Consider the following 19,559-nt stretch of genomic DNA (forward strand, 5'->3'; position numbering starts at 1 on the left):
AGCACGTTTGCTCGCGTTCGAGACCGACTATTTAACGCGGGTGATCCGATGCCCGGTCCCGGTGACGCTTTGCGCAATCTTGCCTTCCGATTTCCAACGGACCGTATGATCCGTGCCAGTGATACTGAGCCGGCCTTTAGGCTTAACCTCGGTATTGACAACATTGCCGACGCCCAGGATTTCAACCTCGCCGCACACGCCTGTGGTATTCACTACGTGGCCCGTGCCGACGACCTCGAGTTTCCGCCCATCGCAAGCAAACGTACGCTGGTGCCCACTGCCACTGATGCTGATCAACTTATCGCTCACCTCAACCTCGCCGACCGCATCTTCTTGTGCGTAGGCGCCGGCCATCACCAACATTACGACGCTTGCAGCCACAGCTTTTTGCATTCCCAGTTTCATACCAACTCTCACAAAGTTATAAAAAACGTAATTCTAGGGGAATGGTAAAACCAGGTGCGTACGATTGCACAGGCGAGCAGAAAAGAGCACCGAACGAGCACAAATGAGCAGTAAAGGAGCAAAAAAGAGCATCGAAAGAGCAAAAAAGAGCAGCAAACGAGCACGAAAAAGCAGCATTGAGCCACTTTGCGAAGCGTTTGAGCGAAGTCGGCGCAATTAGGAATTGGGAGGAGCTACTCGGTGCATTCCGAATACCTGCGACAAGGAACGGCCCGCCTGGGCCATTTTCAGGGGCACTATCACACATCAATAAGCGATCTTGAAATCCGGCTTCCCTTCGAGCGTTCGCCTGAACAAGAAAGAGCTATGCTCCGGATCCCAGGTGAATTCCTTGCCGTCGTAAGGGTCGCGCAGATCGCTGGTTCGCACTCCGTCAGCCACGTCGTTGCCTTTGGCGCCGCTACTTCTCAATTGCGCAGCCAGCAGCGCCATCCTGCGTATTCCTTCCAGATCGGCGACCCGGAATCCGTACCTGGTGTATGCATCCATGCCTTCCATATTGAGCAGGATCCTGCCGACTGGGTTGTAGACACCAATATCGGCTGCGGCCTTCTTCTCATTGCCGTGGGACGCCAGGAAAGTGGCAGCCGCCTGCGGGATCGCGGGGTAGTCGCGGTCATACAGCTCGACTACGCGAAGCATGCGATCAGCATTGGCATTGGTCGTCGCTTGCGGCTGGTACAGGAAGCTTCCGAACAACATCGTCACCAAATTCTTGGCGCGTTCATCGTCGGGCCGCAAGTCGGACAGCGTCCATTCGTTGGCCATGATCCTCGCCAATGATCGCTCACGATCGGAGAACGGTTCCCGCCAGCCGTCCGGAATGGCCGTCATCGTCAGCGCTGGTGGAAAACGGCGCACCACAAGATTGCCCATTTCAAAATGCAGTTCAATGCTGCGCGCTGCGATCATTTTGACGTTCGCACTGGCACTCTCGGCCAGGACCATCCGCCAGAACCGATAATCCCTTTCCAGCATGCGCTTGCAATCCGCTGCATCTCCCTTTACCTCAAGCGACAAGGCCCTCGAATACATCAGGCGCTGCGCTTCAAACACCTGGCTGAACGCGGCATCCTGCGAGCGCGCGTCACCCAGCCGAAGCTCGCGCCACTGCTTGAATTCCAGCAGGCGCTCATAGCGTTCAATCAATTGGGCAGGTTCTCGCTGAAGCTGTTTCCGGCCTGGCGCTTCGGCGCTGTCGGTCACCCCGGGGGATTCCATTGACTGGCGCATCTGTTCAACGCGGGCAACACCCTCCGACATCACATCGGCATGGTCCGATGCGGAGAAGCCCATGACATAAATGTAGGCATTGTCACGGTCCGTGACCGGCGTGGTCGCGGACGCAATACCCTGCAACTTGATGACCGATTCGGAAGGCGGTTTGTCTTCGCGATTGATGAAGAACACGAATGCGATCAACAGGAGCAGCAACGCAAGAAAGCTTGCCACCATCTTTAATAACCACTTCAGGTTTGTCATTCCGATCTACTCCATTATTTTCGAAGCGCGGCACAAAAAACGGCCCATGCGGGCCGTTTTCCTGGGAACTGCGAACCGTCAGACGAATTCGCCAACCTTTGCGGTCACCGCTTCCTGCACCGAGCGGCTGGTGACGAAGCTGTGTGCGACCTGGATGTCGTTGTGGAACCAGCGGTCGCCTTCCAGGCATGCCGGGATCTGCTTGCGAATTTCGTCATAGGCCGCCTGGGTGCCTTCGCCCAGCTTGAAGCCAGGCAGCAGGTGCTCGGTCATGGTCAGCGCCTGTGCCGCCAACAGCATTTCCACACCCACGATGTACTGGGTGTTCTGCACCACGGTATGCGCCTTGCGCGCGCACCACGTCGAGTTGGAGATGTGGTCTTCGCTGTTGGCCTTCGAGGGAATCGAGTCCACGCTGCCAGGCATCGACAGCGTGCGGTTTTCCATCACCAGGGAGCTGAGCGAGCATTGCACCACCGGATAGCCGGTGTTCACGCCGCGCAGGCCGGACATCAGGTTGCGCGGCAGGCCCCACGACAGGGTTGGGTCGATCAGGCGGGCCACGCGCCGCTCACAGATGCTGCCCAGGTCCGTAATCGCCATGGCCAGCAGGTCCATCGCTTGCGCCAGGTACTGGCCGTGGAAATTACCGCCAGAGATGATCTCGAAACCGCCGTCATCCTTGCCGAAGATCAGCGGGTTGTCGGTGGCCGAATTGATCTCGTTCTTCACGATGGTGTCGATGTAGTCCAGCGCATCGAACACGGGACCGTAGACTTGGGGCGTGCAGCGCAGCGAGTACACGTCCTGGATACGCGGGGTGTACGGGATATCGGTGCGGCGCAGTTCATCTGGAAACTGCACGGCACGCGCTTCGTGGCTCGCGCGCGTGGAACCTTTCAGCAGCTTGCGCACCACGGAGGCGGTCTTGATCTGGCCCGGATGCGGGCGTGCCTGCTGGATGCGCGGGTCGAAGGCGGACATCTCGGCGCGCATGGCTTCCAGCGTCAGGCCCAGGGACAGGCAGGCATCGGTCAGCAGGTCGCGAGCATCCTTGGCGGCCAGCACGGCGACTGCCAGGGATGCCGTGCAACCGTTGATCAGGGCCGATGCGTCCTTGGCCTTCAGGTCGAACTTGACCGGGCCGACTTCGGCGCGCTTGATCGCCTCGGCGGCTGGCATGCGCTGGCCCTGGTACATCACTTCCGCTTCATCGAAGCCGGCGATGGCCGCTGCCAGGTAGGCCAGCGGCGCCAGGTCGCCGGAAGCACCCACGGAACCCTTTTGCGGCATGATCGGGTGGATGCCGGCGTTGATGAAGGCCAGCAGGCGGTCCACCACTTCCACGCGCGGCGCCGAATAGTTGCTGGCGAAGGCGTTCGCACGCAGCAGCATGGTGGCGCGGCTCACTTCTTCCGAGAACGGTTCGCCGATGCCGCCGCTGTGCGCCTTGATCAGCTGCGTCTGGAACAGCTCGATGTGTTCAACCTTGATGCGGGTGTCCTTCAACAGGCCGACGCCGGTGTTAAAGCTGTACATCATCGGCGCTTCATCATGCATCCATGTGGATTCGATGTAGTCGCGGCTTTCCTTCAGCGCGGCGCGCGAAGTGGCCGACAATTCGACTTTGGCGCCATTGCGCGCCACGGCCAGCACTTCTTCGGCAGTCAGGTTGAAGCCGTCGATAGTTACGTTGCTCATTGCTGTTCCTTTCAGTTCGCGCTGGTCTCGAACCAGGTGCCGATCAGCTGGCGCTCAGCGTCGGTCATATGGGTCATGTTGGCCAGCGGCATATCCTTGTTCTGCACCGCGCGCTGGTAGATCTTGGCGGCGTGCTGCTTGACCTGGGCCTCGGTATCGAGCATCACGCCGCCCGGGGCCGATGCGAAACCCGCCTGGGTTGGCGACGCGGAGTGGCAGGAAGCGCAGCGCTGCGTTACAACTTGCTGGACGCTGGACAGGCTGGCTTGCGCTGCCGGGGCGGCGGCATGGCCATCGGCATCCACCGTGGCAGCTACGGTGGCAGCTACGGTGGCAGCTACCGTCGCCGGAGCAGCGACTGCCTTGCGCGGCGCGGGAGCGATGGCCACAGCCACGCCAGCCAGCAGGATCACGCCGGCAATCGGAAACGCCGGCGACACCTTGCCCGCATGGCGCAGGTTGAAGAAATGGCGAATCAGCACCCCGGCGGCCATGATGGCGGCCAACACCAGCCAGCTATAGGCGTGGCTGTAGGTCATCGCGTAGTGGTTGCTGATCATGATCAGCAGCACCGGCAGCGTGAAGTAATTGTTGTGCACCGAGCGCACCTTGGCGCGCTTGCCGTAGACCGGATCGGGCGACTGGCCCTTGGCCATCGCGTCCACCAGCTTGCGTTGTCCAGGAATAATCACAAACAGCACGTTACCAACCATCATGGTGCCGATCATGGCACCGACGTGGATGTAGGCAGCACGACCGCTCAGGGTATGCGTCAGTACATAAGCCGCGCCCACGATCAGCACGAACATCACGGTGCCCAGCACGGCAGGCTTTTCGGCCAGCGCGGTCTTGCACAGGGTGTCGTACACCATCCAGCCGCCCGCCAGCGTACCCAGGCCGACGGCCACCGCTTGCACCGACGACAGGTCGGCCACGTTCTTATCGATCATCATCGCCGAAGCGTTGAAGTAGTAGACGATGAACAGCATGGCGAAGCCGCTCAGCCAGGTGGCATACGCTTCCCATTTGAACCAATGCAGGTCTGCCGGCAGTTCGTCCGGCGCGACCAGGTATTTTTGCGGGTTGTAGAAGCCGCCGCCGTGGACGGCCCACAGTTCGCCCATCACGCCTTTCTTGGCCAGCGGGCTGCCAGGCTTGGGTGGCCGGATCGAGTTGTCCAGCCAGACAAAGTAAAACGAGGCGCCGATCCAGGCGATACCGGTGATCAGGTGCAGCCAGCGCACCAGCAAATTAAGCCATTCCACCCCGTAAGGGCCGAATAAAGTCTCCATGATTTTTTTTCCAATAAGTCCGTTCACCTGCCTCTGGCGGGCACTTCAGATGAACCAAACGGTCGTCATACCGCCGCCGCTACGACCTGCGTGGATGGAACGATATCGGTTGCGGGCGCGGGAGACCTCCCGTTTGCTATATAACTCGCATAGTCCTGGAGATATAGTTTCGGGACCCGGAAGGTGCGAACCTCTCATGGAAAAATCTAAATAAATAGTATTCGGAGACCATGATGTCCAGATTGCCAGAACACTTAGACATCCACCTGATCCGTATTCTGTACCTGCTGCTGGTGGAGAAGAACGTATCGCGCGTGGCCCTTAAACTGAACCAGCCGCAGCCCTCCATTTCCGGGTCGCTGCGCAAGCTGCGCGACCTGACCGGCGATCCGCTGCTGGTACGCGGCGGCCGCGGCATGGTGCCGACACAACACGGCGAAAGCCTGTTGAAGACCGCCAAGCGCATCCTCGACGAAACCGAAAGCCTGTTCAGCCCCAAGACAGCGTTTGTGCCGCAGGACGAGGCGCGCACCTTCCATATCGCCGCGCCGGACTATATGAACACCCAGTTCTTCACCGAGGTGATCGCGCGGCTGCGCCGCGAATCGCCGCGCAGCCGCCTGGTGATCCATTCGCTGGGCCCGGATATCGACTACGTGCGCCTGCTGTCCGATGGCGACCTGGACCTGGTGGTCGGCAACTGGGATGAGCCGCCCCAGCACCTGCACATCTCGAAGCTGTTCGACGACCCGATCGTCTGCCTGATGCGCGCCAACAGCGCCTACGCCCGCCGCACCCCGAAAGACGGCATGACGCCCGAGGAATACCTCACCCTGCCGCATGTCGCGCCGGCCCAGATCCTGCCGGGCTACCACGGCAACATCGACTCCTTCCTCGAGGAGCGCGATATGGAGCGCAATATTGTTGTGGAATCGGCACACTTCCGCATGCTGCCCTACATCGTTCAGCAGACAGATCTGGTTTTGACGAGCGGCAAACAATTTGCCAATTTCTACGAGAATCTGCTGGGGCTGAAGTCCTACAAAGTGCCGCTGGAATTCCCGCCGCTGAGCTTCTACCAGCTATGGCACGAACGGGCCCATCACGCGACGGAGCACAAGTGGCTGCGCGCCCAGGTCAGCGCAGCGGCCCGCCTGCTGGTGAAATAAAACCGCCCCAGATAGCTGATATCGGCCCAGCGTTATATCTCGCGCCTGCCGGGCCTCTATTATCAATTCGCCATTCCCCAGAACACCTTACTTGGAGCGGGCCGTCGCCAGGCGGCGGCCCGAAGCACGATGACGAGCCTGAAGCGACTGAACACCTGCGACGCAGAGACTTTTACCGAGATCCTGCACGGCCTGTATGAGCATTCCCCATGGATTCCGCAGCGCGCCGCCACGCAGCGCCCATTCCGCAGCATCGACGAACTGAAACTCGGCCTGCAAAGAGTGGTGTCGGACGCCAGCAACGACGAACAACTGGGCCTGATCCGCGCCCACCCGGAACTGGCCGGCAAAGCCGCCGTTGCGGGCGAATTGACGCCGGAATCCACCGGCGAACAGGCCAAGGCCGGCCTGAACCTGTGCACCAAGGAAGAATTCGCTGCGCTGCAGGAGCTGAACGGCGCTTACAACGGCAAGTTCGGCTTCCCCTTCATCCTGGCGGTCAAAGGCGGCGACGGCAAAGGGCTGTCGCGCCAGGCCATCATCGCCGCTTTCCGGCGCCGCCTGCGCAACCAGGCCGATGATGAACAACGCGAGGCACTGCGCCAGATCCACCGTATCGCCGAGATGCGCCTGAACGCCCTGCTTTCCTACGTGCCGCACATGGGGCGCGACATCATGGAGTGGGCCGAAGAAATCGGCGCCCTGAGCGAGGACGAACAAGGCCTCACCTGCACCTACATGACGCCTACCCACCGCCGTACCGCCAACCAATTGGCCAAGTGGATGCGCGAGGCCGGCATGCACGCCCACATCGACGCCGTGGGTAACGTGGTGGGCCGCTACCTGTCCACCGATCCGCAGGCACGCACCCTGCTCACCGGTTCGCATTACGACACGGTGCGCAACGGCGGCAAGTATGACGGGCGCCAGGGCATCCTGACCGCCATCGCGGTGGTCAAGCACTTGCACGAAACCGGCGAAACCCTGCCGTTCCACCTCGAGGTCATCGGCTTCGCCGAAGAGGAAGGCGTGCGTTTCAAGAGCACCTTCCTCGGCAGCAGTGCGGTGATCGGCCAGTTCGATCCGAAGCTGCTGGACTTGCGCGACCGCGACGGCCAGTTGCTGCGCGATGTGCTGACCGATGCCGACCATGACGTCAACGCCATTGCCGACATCGCGCGCGACCCGGCCGACCTGCTGGGCTTCGTCGAAGTGCATATCGAGCAAGGCCCGGTACTACTTGAGCGCGGCCTGCCGGTCGGCGTGGTGACCTCCATCGCGGGCAGCAAGCGTTTTCTGGTGGAGCTGAAAGGCGTGGCCAGCCACGCCGGCACCACGCCTATGCCGATGCGCAAGGACGCCGCTGTCGCCGCCGCTGAGATCATCCTGTACGTGGAACAGCGCTGTACGCGGGATCAGAGTTCCGCCCTGGTCGGCACGGTCGGCCAGCTTCAGGTGCCCAACGGCTCCACCAATGTGATCCCGGGCGCCTGCACCCTGTCGCTCGATATCCGCGCCGCCAACAACGCGGCGCGCGATGCTGCGGTGGACGACATCCTCGCCCACATCGAAAAAGTGTGCGAAAAGCGCCACATCACCTTCCAGATCGAGCAGACCGTTGCCGCCGATTGCGCCCCATGCGCACCGCGCCTGATGGAACAGCTGGCAGCAGCTGTGGAGCGCCATGGCATTCCGGCCTTCCAGCTCGCTTCCGGCGCGGGCCACGACGCCATGCTCATGGCCCGCGTCACCGACGTCGCCATGCTGTTCACGCGCTGCGGCAACGGCGGCATCAGCCACAACCCGCTGGAGACCATGACCGACGATGACGCCGACCTGTCGGCCCGCATCCTGCTCAGCTTCCTGCGCAACTATACGTAAGTCGAAATAGCCGATATGCCCAGGCATATAAGCCGAAAAGGAGACCTTCAACGATATTGTTAAAAAAAGCAGCGCGAGGACGCCATATTTGTCCGCCCGGAGAGGCGGAATTTCGGGCGCTAAAAACTAAACGGAGACACCAACATGCAATTCCTGGAACAATATTTCAAGCTCAGCGCGCACGGCACCGACGTGCGCACTGAGGTGCTGGCCGGTATTACCACCTTCCTGACGATGGCGTACATCATCTTCGTCAACCCATCCATCCTGGGCGACGCCGGCATGCCGAAAGACTCGGTCTTCGTGGCCACCTGCGTGGCTGCGGCTGTCGGCACCCTGATCATGGGCCTGTATGCCAACTTCCCTATCGGCCTGGCGCCGGGCATGGGCCTGAACGCCTACTTCGCCTACGGCGTGGTGGCAGGCATGGGCTTCCCATGGCAAGCCGCCCTGGGCGCGGTGTTCATTTCCGGCTGCTGTTTCATGATCGTCAGCCTGCTGCGCATCCGCGAAAAAATCATGAACGCCATTCCGGCCTCGCTGCGTATCGCGATTCCGGCCGGGGTCGGCCTGTTCCTGGCGCTGATCTCGCTGAAGAACGCGGGCATCGTGGTCTCCAGCCCTGCCACCTTCGTCACCATGGGCGACCTGCACAAACCTGCCCCGGTGCTGGCCATCATCGGCTTCCTCGTCATCGTCGCCCTGGACCGCTTGAAGGTCACCGGCGCCCTGCTGATCGGCATCATGGCCGTGACCGTGCTGAGCTTCTTCTTCGGCGGTAACGAGTTCCACGGCATCGTGTCGGCGCCACCTTCAATCTCCCCGACCGCGTTCGAACTGGACATCATGGGCGCGGTGTCGCACGGCCTGTTCAACGTGGTCCTGGTGTTCTTCCTGGTTGAACTGTTCGACGCCACCGGCACCCTGATGGGCGTGGCCCAGCGCGCCGGCCTGATGAAAGACGGCAAACTGCCGGCCAATATGAACAAGGCCTTGCTGGCCGACTCCGGCGCCATCATCGCCGGCGCCGTGATGGGCACCTCGAGCACCACTGCCTTCATCGAAAGCGCGGCCGGTGTGCAGGCAGGCGGACGTACCGGCCTGACCGCAGTCATCGTGGCCCTGCTGTTCCTGGCAGCCCTGTTCATCGCACCGCTGGCCGGCGTGGTACCGGCTTACGCCACCGCACCAGCCCTGTTCTTCGTCGCCTGCCTGATGCTGCGCGAAATGTCGGAGATCAACTGGGCCGAGACCACGGAAAGCGTGCCTGCCGTCGTCACCGCGCTGGTCATGCCATTTACCTACTCGATCGCCAACGGCCTGGCGCTGGGCTTCATCAGCTACGCCGCGCTGAAACTGCTGACCGGCAAATACAAAGAAGTCAGCGCCATGATCTGGTGTGTCGCTGGCGTGTTCCTGTTTAAAACAATTTACATCGCAGGATGAAGCAAGGAGTAGTAAAGATGTCCCAACCGATTCGTTTCTTCTACCAGGGGCGCGTGCAGGAAGTCGATTCCGCCGCCCCCACCCGCACGGTGCTGCAACACCTGCGGGAAGACCTGCACTGCACCGGCACCAAGGAGGGCTGCGCCGAAGGCGACTGCGGCGCCTGCACCGTGGTGATCGGCTCGCTGGTGGATGGCGAGCTGGAAATGCGCAATGTGAATTCGTGCATCCAGTTCCTGCCAACCCTGGACGGCAAGGCGGTGTTCACGGTGGAAGACCTGAAACAGCCGGACGGCGCCCTGCACCCGGTGCAGGAAGCCTTGGTGGAATGCCATGGTTCCCAATGCGGTTTCTGTACCCCCGGCTTCGCCATGTCGCTCTGGAGCCTGTACCTGAAGCAGGAAGGCCAGAGCGCGCCGCCATGCCGCAAAACGATCGATGAGGCATTGTCCGGCAACCTGTGCCGCTGCACGGGTTACCGCCCGATTATTGATGCAGCCGCCCGCATGGGCGAGCTGCCGGCGGTCGGCTTCGACCGCGCAGCATTGAAATCCGTCCTGCAAGGACTGCAACGAGACAGCATGTTCAGCTACACCCACGACGGCCAGACTTTCCACGCGCCGCGCACGCTGGCCGAGATGAGCGCCCTGCGCGCCGCCAAGCCGGCCGCCACCATCCTGGCCGGCTCGACCGACGTCGGCCTATGGGTCACCAAACAGATGCGCAACCTGGGCGACGTGATCTACACCCGCCAGGTGCAGGAACTGCACCGCATCGCCACTGTCGACGGCAAGCTGGAAATCGGCGCCGCCGTGTCGCTGGATGACGCCTACCAAGCCGCGCTGGAACTGTATCCGAACGATTCGCTGCGCGAGCTGTGGCAGCGCTTCGCTTCCCAGCCAATCCGCAGCACCGGCACCCTTGGCGGCAGCGTCGCCAACGGCTCGCCGATCGGCGACTCCGCGCCATGGATGATCGTGCTCGGCGCCGAGATCGTGCTGCGCTCGGACAAAGGGCAGCGCGTCCTATTGCTGCAGGATTTCTACCTCGATTACATGAAGAAGGACTGGCAGCCGGGAGAATTCGTGGAAGCCGTGCGCATCCCGGCCCCTCAAGACGGCCAGCAATTCCGCACCTACAAACTGGCCAAGCGCTACGACCAGGACATTTCCGCCGTCTGCGCCGCCTTCTCCCTGGAACTCGACAACGGCGTGATCCGCAACGCCCGCATTGCCTACGGCGGCATGGCCGCCACCTCGCGCCGCGCACCGCTGGCCGAAGCCGCCATCAACGGCCAGCCGTGGAATGAAACCACGCTGCGCGCTGGCATGGAGGCGCTGGCGCGCGACTACACGCCGCTGACGGACATGCGCGCCTCCGCCAACTACCGCATGCGCACCGCGCAGAACCTGCTGCGCCGCTTCTGGATGGAGACCCGCCCGGAAGGCGCTGTATCGAACACCTACGTCAACGCTTACGCATTCAAGGAAGGAGCCGCAGCATGAACAGCAAGTCCGAACAGTTCATGACGCTGGGCGCCGCCAAAGGCTGGTCCGAAGTGGGCCAGAGCCACCCGCACGAATCGGCCATCCTGCACGTGCTGGGCGAAGCCGTATACACCGACGACATTCCGGAAGCGCAAGGCACGCTGCACGCCGCGCTGGGCCTGTCGGCGAAAGCCCACGCACGCATCCTGTCGCTCAACCTGGCGCCGGTGAAGGCCATGCCCGGCGTCGTGGCGGTCTACACCTACCAGGACATCCCGGGCAGCAACGACTGCGGCCCGATCATCCACGACGACCCGATCCTCGCCGAAGAGAAAGTCGAATACGTCGGCCAGCCGGTCTTCATCGTGGTCGCCGACACCCACGACAACGCCCGCCGCGCCGCCCGCAAGGCCGATATCCAATACGAAGAACTGCCCGCCATCCTGACGCCGGAAGCGGCGCGCGATGCCGAATCCTTCGTGGTCCCGCCAATGCGCCTGACGCGCGGCGATGCGCAGGCCGCATTTGAGCGCTCCCCGCACATCCTGAAGGGCAAACTGCACGTCGGCGGCCAGGAGCAGTTCTACCTGGAAGGCCAGATTTCGTATGCCGTCCCGAAGGAAGGCAAGGGCATGCACGTCTACTGCTCCACCCAGCACCCGACCGAGATGCAGCACGTGGTATCGCACGCCCTGCACTACCCTTCGCACGCGGTGGTGGTGGAATGCCGCCGCATGGGCGGCGGCTTTGGCGGCAAGGAGTCGCAATCGGCACTGTGGGCCGCTTGCGCCGCGGTCAGTGCCGCGCACCTGAAGCGTCCCGTGAAACTGCGCGCCGACCGCGACGACGACATGATGGTCACCGGCAAGCGCCACTGCTTCTATTACGAATACGAGATCGGCTACGACAAGCAGGGCCTGATCAGCGCCGCCAAGGTGCAGATGGTGACCCGTGCCGGCTTCTCGGCCGACCTGTCCGCGCCGGTGGCAACGCGCGCCATCTGCCACTTCGACAACACCTACTACCTGTCGGACGTGGATATCCGCGCCATGGCAGGCAAGACCAACACCCAGTCCAACACCGCTTTCCGCGGCTTCGGCGGCCCGCAAGGCGCCATTGCCATCGAATACATCATCGACGAAATCGCCCGTAACCTGGGCAAGGACGCGCTCGACGTGCGCAAGCTGAACTTCTACGGCCGCAACGACGAAGAAGGCCGCAATGTCACCCAGTACGGCCAGAAGGTGGTCGACAACGTGATCCATGAACTGGTGGCACAACTGGAAAGCGAAACCCGCTACCGCGCCCGCCGCGCAGCAATCCGCGAATTCAACGCCACCAATCCGGTGCTGAAGAAAGGCCTGGCGTTGACGCCTGTGAAGTTCGGCATCGCCTTCAACGTCACCCACTTCAACCAGGCCGGCGCGCTGGTGCACATCTATGTCGACGGCTCGGTGCTGGTGAACCACGGCGGCACCGAAATGGGCCAGGGCATCAACACCAAGGTGTGCCAGGTGGTGGCGCATGAACTGGGCATTCCGCTCTCCAGGGTGCGCGCTTCCGCCACCGACACCAGCAAGGTCGCCAACACCTCGGCCACTGCCGCATCGACCGGCGCCGACCTGAACGGCAAGGCCGCGCAGGACGCGGCCCACACGCTGCGCCAGCGCCTGGTGGAATTCGCCGCGAAATCGTTCGGCGTCAAGGCCGAAGATGTGATCCTCGCCAACGGTACCGTATTCGCCGGCGAAACCGTCATTCCGTTCGCCGACCTGGTGCAAAAAGCTTACCTGGCCCGCGTGCAGCTCTGGTCCGACGGTTTCTACGCCACGCCGGGCCTGAGCTGGGACCGCGAAACCATGAGCGGCAATCCCTTCGGCTACTATGCCTACGGCGCCTCGGTGTCGGAAGTGATCGTCGACACCCTGACCGGCGAATGGAAGCTGTTGAAGGCCGACTGCCTGTACGACGCCGGCAATTCGCTGAACCCCGCCATCGACGTGGGCCAGGTGGAAGGCGCCTTCATGCAGGGCATGGGCTGGCTGACGACCGAAGAACTGTGGTGGAACCAGCAGGGCAAGCTGATGACGCACGCGCCATCCACGTACAAGATTCCCGGCGTTTCCGACTGCCCGGAAGACTTCAACGTACGCCTGTTCAAGAACCGCAACCCGTTCGACAGCATCCACCGCTCCAAGGCGGTCGGCGAGCCGCCGTTGCTGCTGCCTTTCTCCGTGTTCCTGGCCATTCGCGACGCCATTGCATCGGTCGGCAACTACCGTATCAACCCGCCGCTGCGCGCCCCAGCCACCGGTGAAGCAATCCTCGATGCAGTGGACGCGGTTCGCGCCCAGGCATGACGCTCGCCAGACGCCTTGTCGCCGAAGCGCTTGGCACTGCGCTGCTGCTGGCCGTGGTGGTGGGTTCCGCCACCATGGCCAACCGCCTGGCAGGCGGCAATGCGGCCATTGCCCTCTTCGCCAATTCGCTCGCCAGCGCCAGCGGACTGTTGGCGCTGATCCTGGCGTTCGGCGCCATCTCCGGCGCCCATTTCAACCCTGCCGTCACACTATCCGAAGCATGGCAAGGCGGCATGAAGTGGAGCGAAACGCTGCCCTACGCCTCGGCGCAGGTGCTGGGCGCCGTCGCCGGCGTGGCCGCAGCGCATACGATGTTCGGCGAGCCGCTTTTTTCGGCCGCAACCCACGCCAGGAACGGCGCGGCGCAATGGTGGAGCGAATTCGTGGCAACCTTCGGCCTGATTTTCGTCATCGGCGGTTGCGCGCGCAGCCGTCCCGCTGTTACGCCATTTGCCGTCGCGGCCTACATCCTTGCCGCTTACTGGTTCACCGCATCGAGCTCGTTCGCCAACCCCGCCCTCACGCTGGCACGCGCCGCGACGGACACGGTGGCCGGCATCCGACTGGAAGACGTTTCCGGCTACGTCGCCGCCCAGATGCTCGGCGCCATCGCCGCGACAGTGCTGGTCACATGGCTGCATAGCCCGGCACGGATTCGTGACGAAATACACCCGGCGTCACACCCTGCCAATCCTTGATAGTTGGCGCTGCAAACTGCGCTTGCTCAGCGCAAGGTTTCGCGCGACATCGACGCTCGAAATTCGGTGCCACGAACTTCGGTGCCAGAGCTTCGGTGCCAAGAGCTTCGGTGCCAAGAGCTTCGGTGCCAGGTCTGTCATTTGGACACGCACCTCATACCTTTGATATTTCTCAGTACTTTCTCCATCAAAAGAAAACACCCGCTGACCGATTACGTCGGAGCGGGTGGTTTGATCTAAATCAAAGGTGTAGTCAGCCTGTCCGAATGACAGACCTGGCACCGAATTTTGGCACCGAATTCTAGCTGCGCTTGCGCCATTCGATCAGCTCGGCGATCGTGAGGATGGGCATGCCGTGCAGCCGTGCAAACTGCTCGATCGCTTCGCCGCGCATCATCGTACCATCGGCGTTCATCAGCTCGCACAGGACAGCGGACGGCGACAGCCCTGCCATGCTGGCAAGGTCGACCGAACCTTCGGTATGGCCGGCTCGCATCATCACTCCGCCAGGCGTGGCGCGCAGCGGGAACACGTGGCCAGGGCGCACCACGTCTTCGGGACGCGCACCCGGCGCCGCCGCGGCACGGATCGTCGCGACGCGGTCGGCGGCGGAAACACCGGTCGTGACGCCATGGCGCGCTTCGATCGATACCGTGAACGGCGTGCCGTACTTGCTGCCATTCTCGGCAGCCATCGGCGGCAGTTCAAGCTCGCGCACCTTGTCGGCGGTAAGGCACAGGCACACGATGCCGCTGCATTCGCGGATCATCAGGGCCATGGTTTCCACCGTCAGGCGGTCGGTGGCGACAATCAGGTCGGCCTCGTTCTCACGGTCGAAATCGTCCAGCAGGATGACAGGGACACCGGCCCGCATGGCTTCCAGCGCCGCATGGATGCGGGCTTCGAGGTCGGTGCTTTGAAGGGTAAATTCAGGGGACAACATAGGAAACGCTCCTCGCTAAAAGTTAACGAAAAACGCTCCAGGGCAAGCGAATAGGCGCGGCTAGCCGTACGCAAAAAGCGGACAGGTACACGCGCGACAGCGCACATCTTCTTTCATCCGGACTATACCGTCGGCCCTGGAGTCGCACCAGGTCTGCTGACCCTGCCCTATGCAGCCAGGCAGGCGCTCGCGGGCTTGAACGTTGCCGTTCTTACCGCCGGTGGGGAATCGCACCCCGCCCCGAAGACGTAATTTTTGTGCCTGCACGGTGCAGGCGGCGGGATTTTAACAGCAAAACCGTAACGCGTCCGACCCTGTGGGTCGGACCCTAGTTTACCGGTTTTAGCCGACCGTGCCGATGATGGAGACTTCGCGGTTCTCCGGCACCTCGTTATACGACAGCACGTGCAGCCCAGGCGCGAACAGGCGGGCGTAGCGCGCCAGCAGCGGCCGGATCTGCGGCAGCACCAGCAGCAGCGGCGGCGTCGCCTGCTGCTTCATCTGCTCGCGCGCCACCGGCATATTCACCTGCAGCTGCGCCAGCAGATGCGGGTCGATCGGGTAGTTGTCCAGCACCACCTTGCCGGATTGGCGCGCCTGGTTGAGGGAGCCGAGCAGCATGTTTTCCAGTTCGCCGCCCAGGTTGAAGGCCAGCATCTCATTCTTCTGCCCGAACAGGCCGGACACGATCTGGCGCCGCAGCGCGCAGCGCACTTCCGCCGCCAGCAGGATCGGATCCTTGGTGGTCTCCGACGAATCGAGCAGGGTCGTGGCGATCGGTACGATGTCTTTCAGCGATACCGATTCCTGCAGCAGCACGCGAAACACGCGCAGCAATTGGGTATGGCTCAGCGCCTTGTCCAGCGAGCCGGCCAGCTTGGGCGACAGCGCGGTCAGGCGCTCCATCAGCGCCGCCACGTCTTCATGGCGGAACAGCTCCGGCAGGTACTCGCGAATCAGTTTCGACACGTGGGTCGCGATGGCGCTTGGCGCTTCCACCACCTGGTAGCCCAGGCCGAGCGCATGCGCCTTGTCCTTGGCTTCGATCCACGTCACCGGCATGCCATAGGCCGGCTCCACACCGGGAATGCCGTCAATCTGGCCGTACACATTCGGCGACGGAATCGCCATCAGGCGCTCGGCGAACACCTCGGCCACCGCAATGGTGGACCCGCCCAGCACCACGGCGTACTGGGAGGGCTTCAGGCCCAGGTCATCGCGCACATTGATCTGCGGCAGTACCATGCCCATCGCTTCCGACAGGCTTTGGCGCACCCCGCGCAAGCGCTTGGCCAGCACCTCGCCGTGCGCCTTGTCGATCATGCCCACCAGCTTGTAGCCCAGCGAAACCTGCAGCGGCTGCACCACGGGCAGCGACTGCCATTCCAGCTCCGGCACCTTTTCTTCGCGCAGCGCAGCCTCGATGGCGGCGATATTGTCGACTACCGGCGCGCCCTGGCGCTGGTACAGGCGCCAGCCCACGTAGGCCAGTACCGCCGCGAAGGTGAGGAAACTCAGTTTCGGCATGCCCGGCACCAGGCCGATGATCACCATCACGGCTGCGGCGCTGAACAGCACATTCGGCGATGCCAGCAACTGCTGGCCCACCTGGGCCTCGAAATCGGCGCCTTCGGTTTCGGACACGCGGGTGACGATGATCGCGGCCGCAGCCGACAGCAGCAGCGCCGGGATCTGGGCCACCAGGCCGTCGCCGATGGTCAGCAGCGCGTACTGCTTGAACGCATCGCCGAAGCTCATGTCCTGCATCACCGTACCGATGGCGACGCCGCCGACGATATTGATGATCAGGATCAGGATCGAGGCGATCGCATCGCCGCGCACGAACTTGGCGGCACCGTCCATGGCGCCGTAGAAGTCCGCTTCGGTCGACACTTCCTTGCGGCGCTGGATGGCCTTTTCCTGGTTGATCAGGCCTGCATTCAGGTCGGCGTCGATCGCCATCTGCTTGCCCGGCAAGGCATCCAGGGTGAAGCGCGCCGACACTTCGGAAATGCGCTCGGCGCCCTTGGTCACCACGGCGAAGTTGATGATCATCAGGATCACGAACACCACCATGCCGACCACGTAGTTGCCGCCGATGACCACCTGGCCGAACGCCTCGATCACCTTGCCGGCGGCATCCGTGCCCTGGTGGCCGTGCAGCAGCACCACGCGGGTCGAGGCCACGTTCAGCGTCAATCGCATCAGCGTGGTGGCCAGGATCACCGTCGGGAACACCGAGAAGTCCAGCGGGCGCTTGGCATTCACGCTGACCAGGATCACGATCAGCGCCAGCACGATGTTGAAGGTGAACAGGACGTCCAGCAGGATAGGCGGCAATGGCAGGATGATCATCGCCAGGATCGCCAGCAGGAAGACCGGCGTGGCGAGTTTGTGGCGTCCCGCTTCTGCGAACAAGCCCTTCAGGAAATTCATATGGTTGCTGCCTCACTCATGGAAGTTGGAACCGGTACCTGCCCCGCTTCCAGCGGATTTGGCTGCGACGGACGGCGCCCTTCACGGAACGCCTTCAGCTGCAGCACATAATGCAGGACCATGGAAACAGCCTGGTACAACTGCACGGGAATCTGCTGGTTGACCTGGCTGGTATTGTAGATTGCGCGCGCCAACGGCGGCAGCGCAAGCACTTCAACCCCGTGCTCCTGTGCCAGGCGCTTGATGTACAAGGCCATCTCGTCGACGCCTTTCGCCAGCACATATGGCGCCTCGGCGCGCTTCTCGTCGTATTTCAGCGCCACCGCATAGTGCTCCGGGTTGACGATCACCACGTCGGCACCCGGCACGATCTTGCGTGCGGAGCGTTCGGCCATGGCGCGCTGCAACTGGCGGATGCGCTGGCGTACTTCAGGGCGCCCTTCCTGCGATTTGTACTCTTCCTTCAGCTCCTGCTTGGACATCTTCTGCTGTTCGGCGAAGAAGTAAGCCTGGGCCGGCACGTCGATGATGGCGAAGATGATGAACACGGCCACCATCGCCATCACGCCATTCAGCATCTGGTTGGCGCCGAAAATCATGGCGTCATTCAACCCCAGTCCCTGCAAGCGCGTGTAGTCATTGACCGTGCTGGTGCCGATGTGCACCAGCACCCAGCCCAGCACCGCTGCCTTGCCGATCGAAACCAGCAGCTCGAAGCCATGCTTTTTCGAGAACAGGCGCCCCAGGTTGGTGACCGGGTTGAAACGTTCCAGCTTGGGCTCCAGGTTCTTGGTGCTCATCACCCAGCCGCCGGGCACCATGGCGCCCAGCACGATGAACAGCGGCACCACGAACAGCGGCACCAGCATCTTCACCAGCAGCAGCGCGCAACTGAGCCAGACGGTACTCATGACGTTGTCCAGCGCGCCCTCGCTCTCCAGCGGTGCGAACGCCTGGTGGAAGATCTCGCGGAAGTCCAGCAGATACGCCGGCAGCATGTACACGAACAATTTGAGCGACACCAGGATGCCGATGGCTGTCGCCAGGTCGCGCGAACGCACCACCTGGCCTTCCTGGCGGGACTTCTTCAGCTTCTGCGCTGAAGCCTTCTCTGACTTGTCGCCGCCGCTGTCGTCAGCCATGTGGCACCATCTGTTGCTGGATCATGTCGAGCACCCGGCTCGACATGCGGATGTAATGCTGCGGGATGAAGCGTACCACCTGGCCCAGCATCAGCAGGCCGAAAATGGTGATCACAGAAAAGCCCAAGGCAAACAGGTTCAGCGACGGCGCCACGCGGTTCAGGAAGCCGAAGCCAAGCTGCACCACCAGCGCGGAAAACACCACCGGTATCGCCAGCAGCATGGCGGCGGAAAAAATCCACGCCACGTTCCAGGCCACCGTCTGCAGCAACAGCGCCGGATAGCCGCCGCCCAGCGGCCAGGCCTTGAAGCTTTGCCCGATCACTCCCGCCAGCACCAGGTGGCCGTCGATCGAAAAGAAGATCACGATGGCCAGCATGGACAGCAGCGCCGACACCACGTCGGAGGAGGTGCCGTTCAGCGGATCATTCATCACCGCCATCGAAAAACCGACCTGGCTCGACACCAGGTAGCCCAGTACGCCAATCACCGACATCGAAAAATGAAAGGCCAGCCCGATCGTGCCGCCGATCACCGCCTGCTCCAGCGTCACCGCGATGCCTTGCACCGACACCGGATCGATGCCCTGCACCACCTGGCCCTGCGTCACCGGCAGCAGGATAATCGCCAGCACCAGCGATACCAGCAGCCGCACCGTGACCGGCACCATCATCTCGCCCAGCACCGGCGCCGCGCTCAGCATGGCCATGCAGCGCACGAAGGGCCACCAGATTGCCGTCAGCCACACCAGGAGGTTTGCCAGGACCTGTTCCATGGCCCGCTACCCGACCAGTGTTGCCGCGCGCTGGAAGATCGAGACGCAATAATCCATCAGGTAGCTGGACATCCAGCGCCCGGTCAGGACGATGGCAAGCAGGGTGACCAGCAGGCGCGGCAGGAAGCTCAGCGTCTGCTCATTGATTTGCGTCGCGGCCTGCACCAGCGCCACCAGCAAGCCCGCCACCAGCCCTGGCACCACCAGTACCATGACCATGATCATTACGATATGCAGGGCCTCGACAATCAGGTCGACGGCCACGTCGGGCGTCAGCATCTT

15 protein-coding genes and 1 riboswitch are annotated in these 19,559 nt (G+C 62.5%); of the genes, 6 read left to right on the forward strand and 9 right to left on the reverse strand.

Features of this window, described 5'->3' with window-relative positions; genetic code table 11:
• Window positions 1-27: 27 nt before the first annotated feature.
• The 4 genes from BM269_RS07605 to BM269_RS07620 all read right to left on the reverse strand — a co-directional run bounded on the left by BM269_RS07605 (window position 28) and on the right by BM269_RS07620 (window position 4,940).
• Window positions 28-405: a DUF3060 domain-containing protein gene (locus BM269_RS07605; RefSeq protein WP_090436416.1), complete on the reverse strand. Its 378-nt coding sequence runs from the start codon at window positions 403-405 to the stop codon at window positions 28-30.
• A 306-nt stretch (window positions 406-711) separates the two neighbouring features.
• Window positions 712-1,947 carry a hypothetical protein gene (locus BM269_RS07610; RefSeq protein ID WP_139232683.1) on the reverse strand — a complete coding sequence of 412 codons (1,236 nt, stop codon included), beginning with the start codon at window positions 1,945-1,947 and terminating at the stop codon, window positions 712-714.
• 78 nt (window positions 1,948-2,025) lie between these two features.
• The gene (gene hutH, locus BM269_RS07615) at window positions 2,026-3,648 is read right to left on the reverse strand and encodes an HAL/PAL/TAL family ammonia-lyase (protein ID WP_090436418.1); all 1,623 of its coding nucleotides are present in this window, start codon (window positions 3,646-3,648) and stop codon (window positions 2,026-2,028) included.
• A gap of 11 nt (window positions 3,649-3,659) precedes the next feature.
• The gene (locus tag BM269_RS07620; protein ID WP_090436419.1) at window positions 3,660-4,940 is read right to left on the reverse strand and encodes a urate hydroxylase PuuD; all 1,281 of its coding nucleotides are present in this window, start codon (window positions 4,938-4,940) and stop codon (window positions 3,660-3,662) included.
• A 233-nt stretch (window positions 4,941-5,173) separates the two neighbouring features.
• On the opposite strand from BM269_RS07620, the gene BM269_RS07625 reads away from it, so the two are divergent.
• The 6 genes from BM269_RS07625 to BM269_RS07650 all read left to right on the forward strand — a co-directional run bounded on the left by BM269_RS07625 (window position 5,174) and on the right by BM269_RS07650 (window position 13,981).
• Complete coding sequence (locus BM269_RS07625) at window positions 5,174-6,109, forward strand: LysR family transcriptional regulator (RefSeq protein ID WP_090436617.1); 936 nt, start codon at window positions 5,174-5,176, stop codon at window positions 6,107-6,109.
• A gap of 129 nt (window positions 6,110-6,238) precedes the next feature.
• Window positions 6,239-7,990, forward strand: a complete 1,752-nt coding sequence (locus BM269_RS07630) for an allantoate amidohydrolase (RefSeq protein WP_090436420.1) — start codon at window positions 6,239-6,241, stop codon at window positions 7,988-7,990.
• A gap of 144 nt (window positions 7,991-8,134) precedes the next feature.
• Window positions 8,135-9,436 (forward strand): NCS2 family permease, encoded by a 1,302-nt coding sequence (locus BM269_RS07635; RefSeq protein WP_090436421.1) that lies wholly within the window; start codon window positions 8,135-8,137, stop codon window positions 9,434-9,436.
• 17 nt (window positions 9,437-9,453) lie between these two features.
• On the forward strand, window positions 9,454-10,941 hold the full coding sequence (xdhA, locus tag BM269_RS07640; RefSeq protein ID WP_090436422.1) for a xanthine dehydrogenase small subunit: 1,488 nt from the start codon (window positions 9,454-9,456) through the stop codon (window positions 10,939-10,941).
• Window positions 10,938-13,283 (forward strand): xanthine dehydrogenase molybdopterin binding subunit, encoded by a 2,346-nt coding sequence (gene xdhB / locus BM269_RS07645; RefSeq protein WP_090436423.1) that lies wholly within the window; start codon window positions 10,938-10,940, stop codon window positions 13,281-13,283. The genes xdhA and xdhB overlap by 4 nt, the downstream gene beginning before the upstream one ends.
• Window positions 13,280-13,981 (forward strand): aquaporin, encoded by a 702-nt coding sequence (locus BM269_RS07650; protein WP_090436424.1) that lies wholly within the window; start codon window positions 13,280-13,282, stop codon window positions 13,979-13,981. Before xdhB ends, BM269_RS07650 begins: the two co-directional genes overlap by 4 nt.
• Before the next feature lie 301 nt (window positions 13,982-14,282).
• Here BM269_RS07650 and ribB read toward each other — a convergent pair whose 3' ends face one another.
• From ribB to fliQ, 5 genes are all read right to left on the reverse strand, one after another.
• Window positions 14,283-14,924, reverse strand: a complete 642-nt coding sequence (ribB, locus tag BM269_RS07655; protein ID WP_090436425.1) for a 3,4-dihydroxy-2-butanone-4-phosphate synthase — start codon at window positions 14,922-14,924, stop codon at window positions 14,283-14,285.
• A 101-nt stretch (window positions 14,925-15,025) separates the two neighbouring features.
• A riboswitch (FMN riboswitch) is annotated at window positions 15,026-15,176 on the reverse strand.
• A gap of 90 nt (window positions 15,177-15,266) precedes the next feature.
• The gene (locus BM269_RS07660) at window positions 15,267-17,360 is read right to left on the reverse strand and encodes a flagellar biosynthesis protein FlhA (protein WP_090436426.1); all 2,094 of its coding nucleotides are present in this window, start codon (window positions 17,358-17,360) and stop codon (window positions 15,267-15,269) included.
• Window positions 17,357-18,502 carry a flagellar type III secretion system protein FlhB gene (gene flhB, locus BM269_RS07665; RefSeq protein WP_090436427.1) on the reverse strand — a complete coding sequence of 382 codons (1,146 nt, stop codon included), beginning with the start codon at window positions 18,500-18,502 and terminating at the stop codon, window positions 17,357-17,359. The genes BM269_RS07660 and flhB overlap by 4 nt, the downstream gene beginning before the upstream one ends.
• Window positions 18,495-19,277 carry a flagellar biosynthetic protein FliR gene (locus tag BM269_RS07670; RefSeq protein ID WP_090436428.1) on the reverse strand — a complete coding sequence of 261 codons (783 nt, stop codon included), beginning with the start codon at window positions 19,275-19,277 and terminating at the stop codon, window positions 18,495-18,497. The genes flhB and BM269_RS07670 overlap by 8 nt, the downstream gene beginning before the upstream one ends.
• A gap of 6 nt (window positions 19,278-19,283) precedes the next feature.
• Window positions 19,284-19,556, reverse strand: a complete 273-nt coding sequence (gene fliQ / locus BM269_RS07675; protein ID WP_055924555.1) for a flagellar biosynthesis protein FliQ — start codon at window positions 19,554-19,556, stop codon at window positions 19,284-19,286.
• Window positions 19,557-19,559: the final 3 nt, after the last annotated feature.

It is taken from the genome of Duganella sp. CF458 (assembly GCF_900113115.1).
Lineage (GTDB): Bacteria > Pseudomonadota > Gammaproteobacteria > Burkholderiales > Burkholderiaceae_D > Rugamonas.

What these genes read in the sequence shown, in the direction of transcription:
- BM269_RS07610 (WP_139232683.1), bottom strand. Translation starts at nt 1,947, where the DNA reads ATGACAAACCTGAAGTGGTTATTAAAGATGGTGGCAAGCTTTCTTGCG.
- BM269_RS07620 (WP_090436419.1), bottom strand. Translation starts at nt 4,940, where the DNA reads ATGGAGACTTTATTCGGCCCTTACGGGGTGGAATGGCTTAATTTGCTG.
- BM269_RS07670 (WP_090436428.1), bottom strand. Translation starts at nt 19,277, where the DNA reads ATGGAACAGGTCCTGGCAAACCTCCTGGTGTGGCTGACGGCAATCTGG.
- BM269_RS07650 (WP_090436424.1), top strand. Translation starts at nt 13,280, where the DNA reads ATGACGCTCGCCAGACGCCTTGTCGCCGAAGCGCTTGGCACTGCGCTG.
- xdhB (WP_090436423.1), top strand. Translation starts at nt 10,938, where the DNA reads ATGAACAGCAAGTCCGAACAGTTCATGACGCTGGGCGCCGCCAAAGGC.
- hutH (WP_090436418.1), bottom strand. Translation starts at nt 3,648, where the DNA reads ATGAGCAACGTAACTATCGACGGCTTCAACCTGACTGCCGAAGAAGTG.
- BM269_RS07635 (WP_090436421.1), top strand. Translation starts at nt 8,135, where the DNA reads ATGCAATTCCTGGAACAATATTTCAAGCTCAGCGCGCACGGCACCGAC.
- BM269_RS07605 (WP_090436416.1), bottom strand. Translation starts at nt 405, where the DNA reads ATGAAACTGGGAATGCAAAAAGCTGTGGCTGCAAGCGTCGTAATGTTG.
- BM269_RS07625 (WP_090436617.1), top strand. Translation starts at nt 5,174, where the DNA reads ATGTCCAGATTGCCAGAACACTTAGACATCCACCTGATCCGTATTCTG.
- BM269_RS07660 (WP_090436426.1), bottom strand. Translation starts at nt 17,360, where the DNA reads ATGAATTTCCTGAAGGGCTTGTTCGCAGAAGCGGGACGCCACAAACTC.
- fliQ (WP_055924555.1), bottom strand. Translation starts at nt 19,556, where the DNA reads ATGCTGACGCCCGACGTGGCCGTCGACCTGATTGTCGAGGCCCTGCAT.
- ribB (WP_090436425.1), bottom strand. Translation starts at nt 14,924, where the DNA reads ATGTTGTCCCCTGAATTTACCCTTCAAAGCACCGACCTCGAAGCCCGC.
- xdhA (WP_090436422.1), top strand. Translation starts at nt 9,454, where the DNA reads ATGTCCCAACCGATTCGTTTCTTCTACCAGGGGCGCGTGCAGGAAGTC.
- BM269_RS07630 (WP_090436420.1), top strand. Translation starts at nt 6,239, where the DNA reads ATGACGAGCCTGAAGCGACTGAACACCTGCGACGCAGAGACTTTTACC.
- flhB (WP_090436427.1), bottom strand. Translation starts at nt 18,502, where the DNA reads ATGGCTGACGACAGCGGCGGCGACAAGTCAGAGAAGGCTTCAGCGCAG.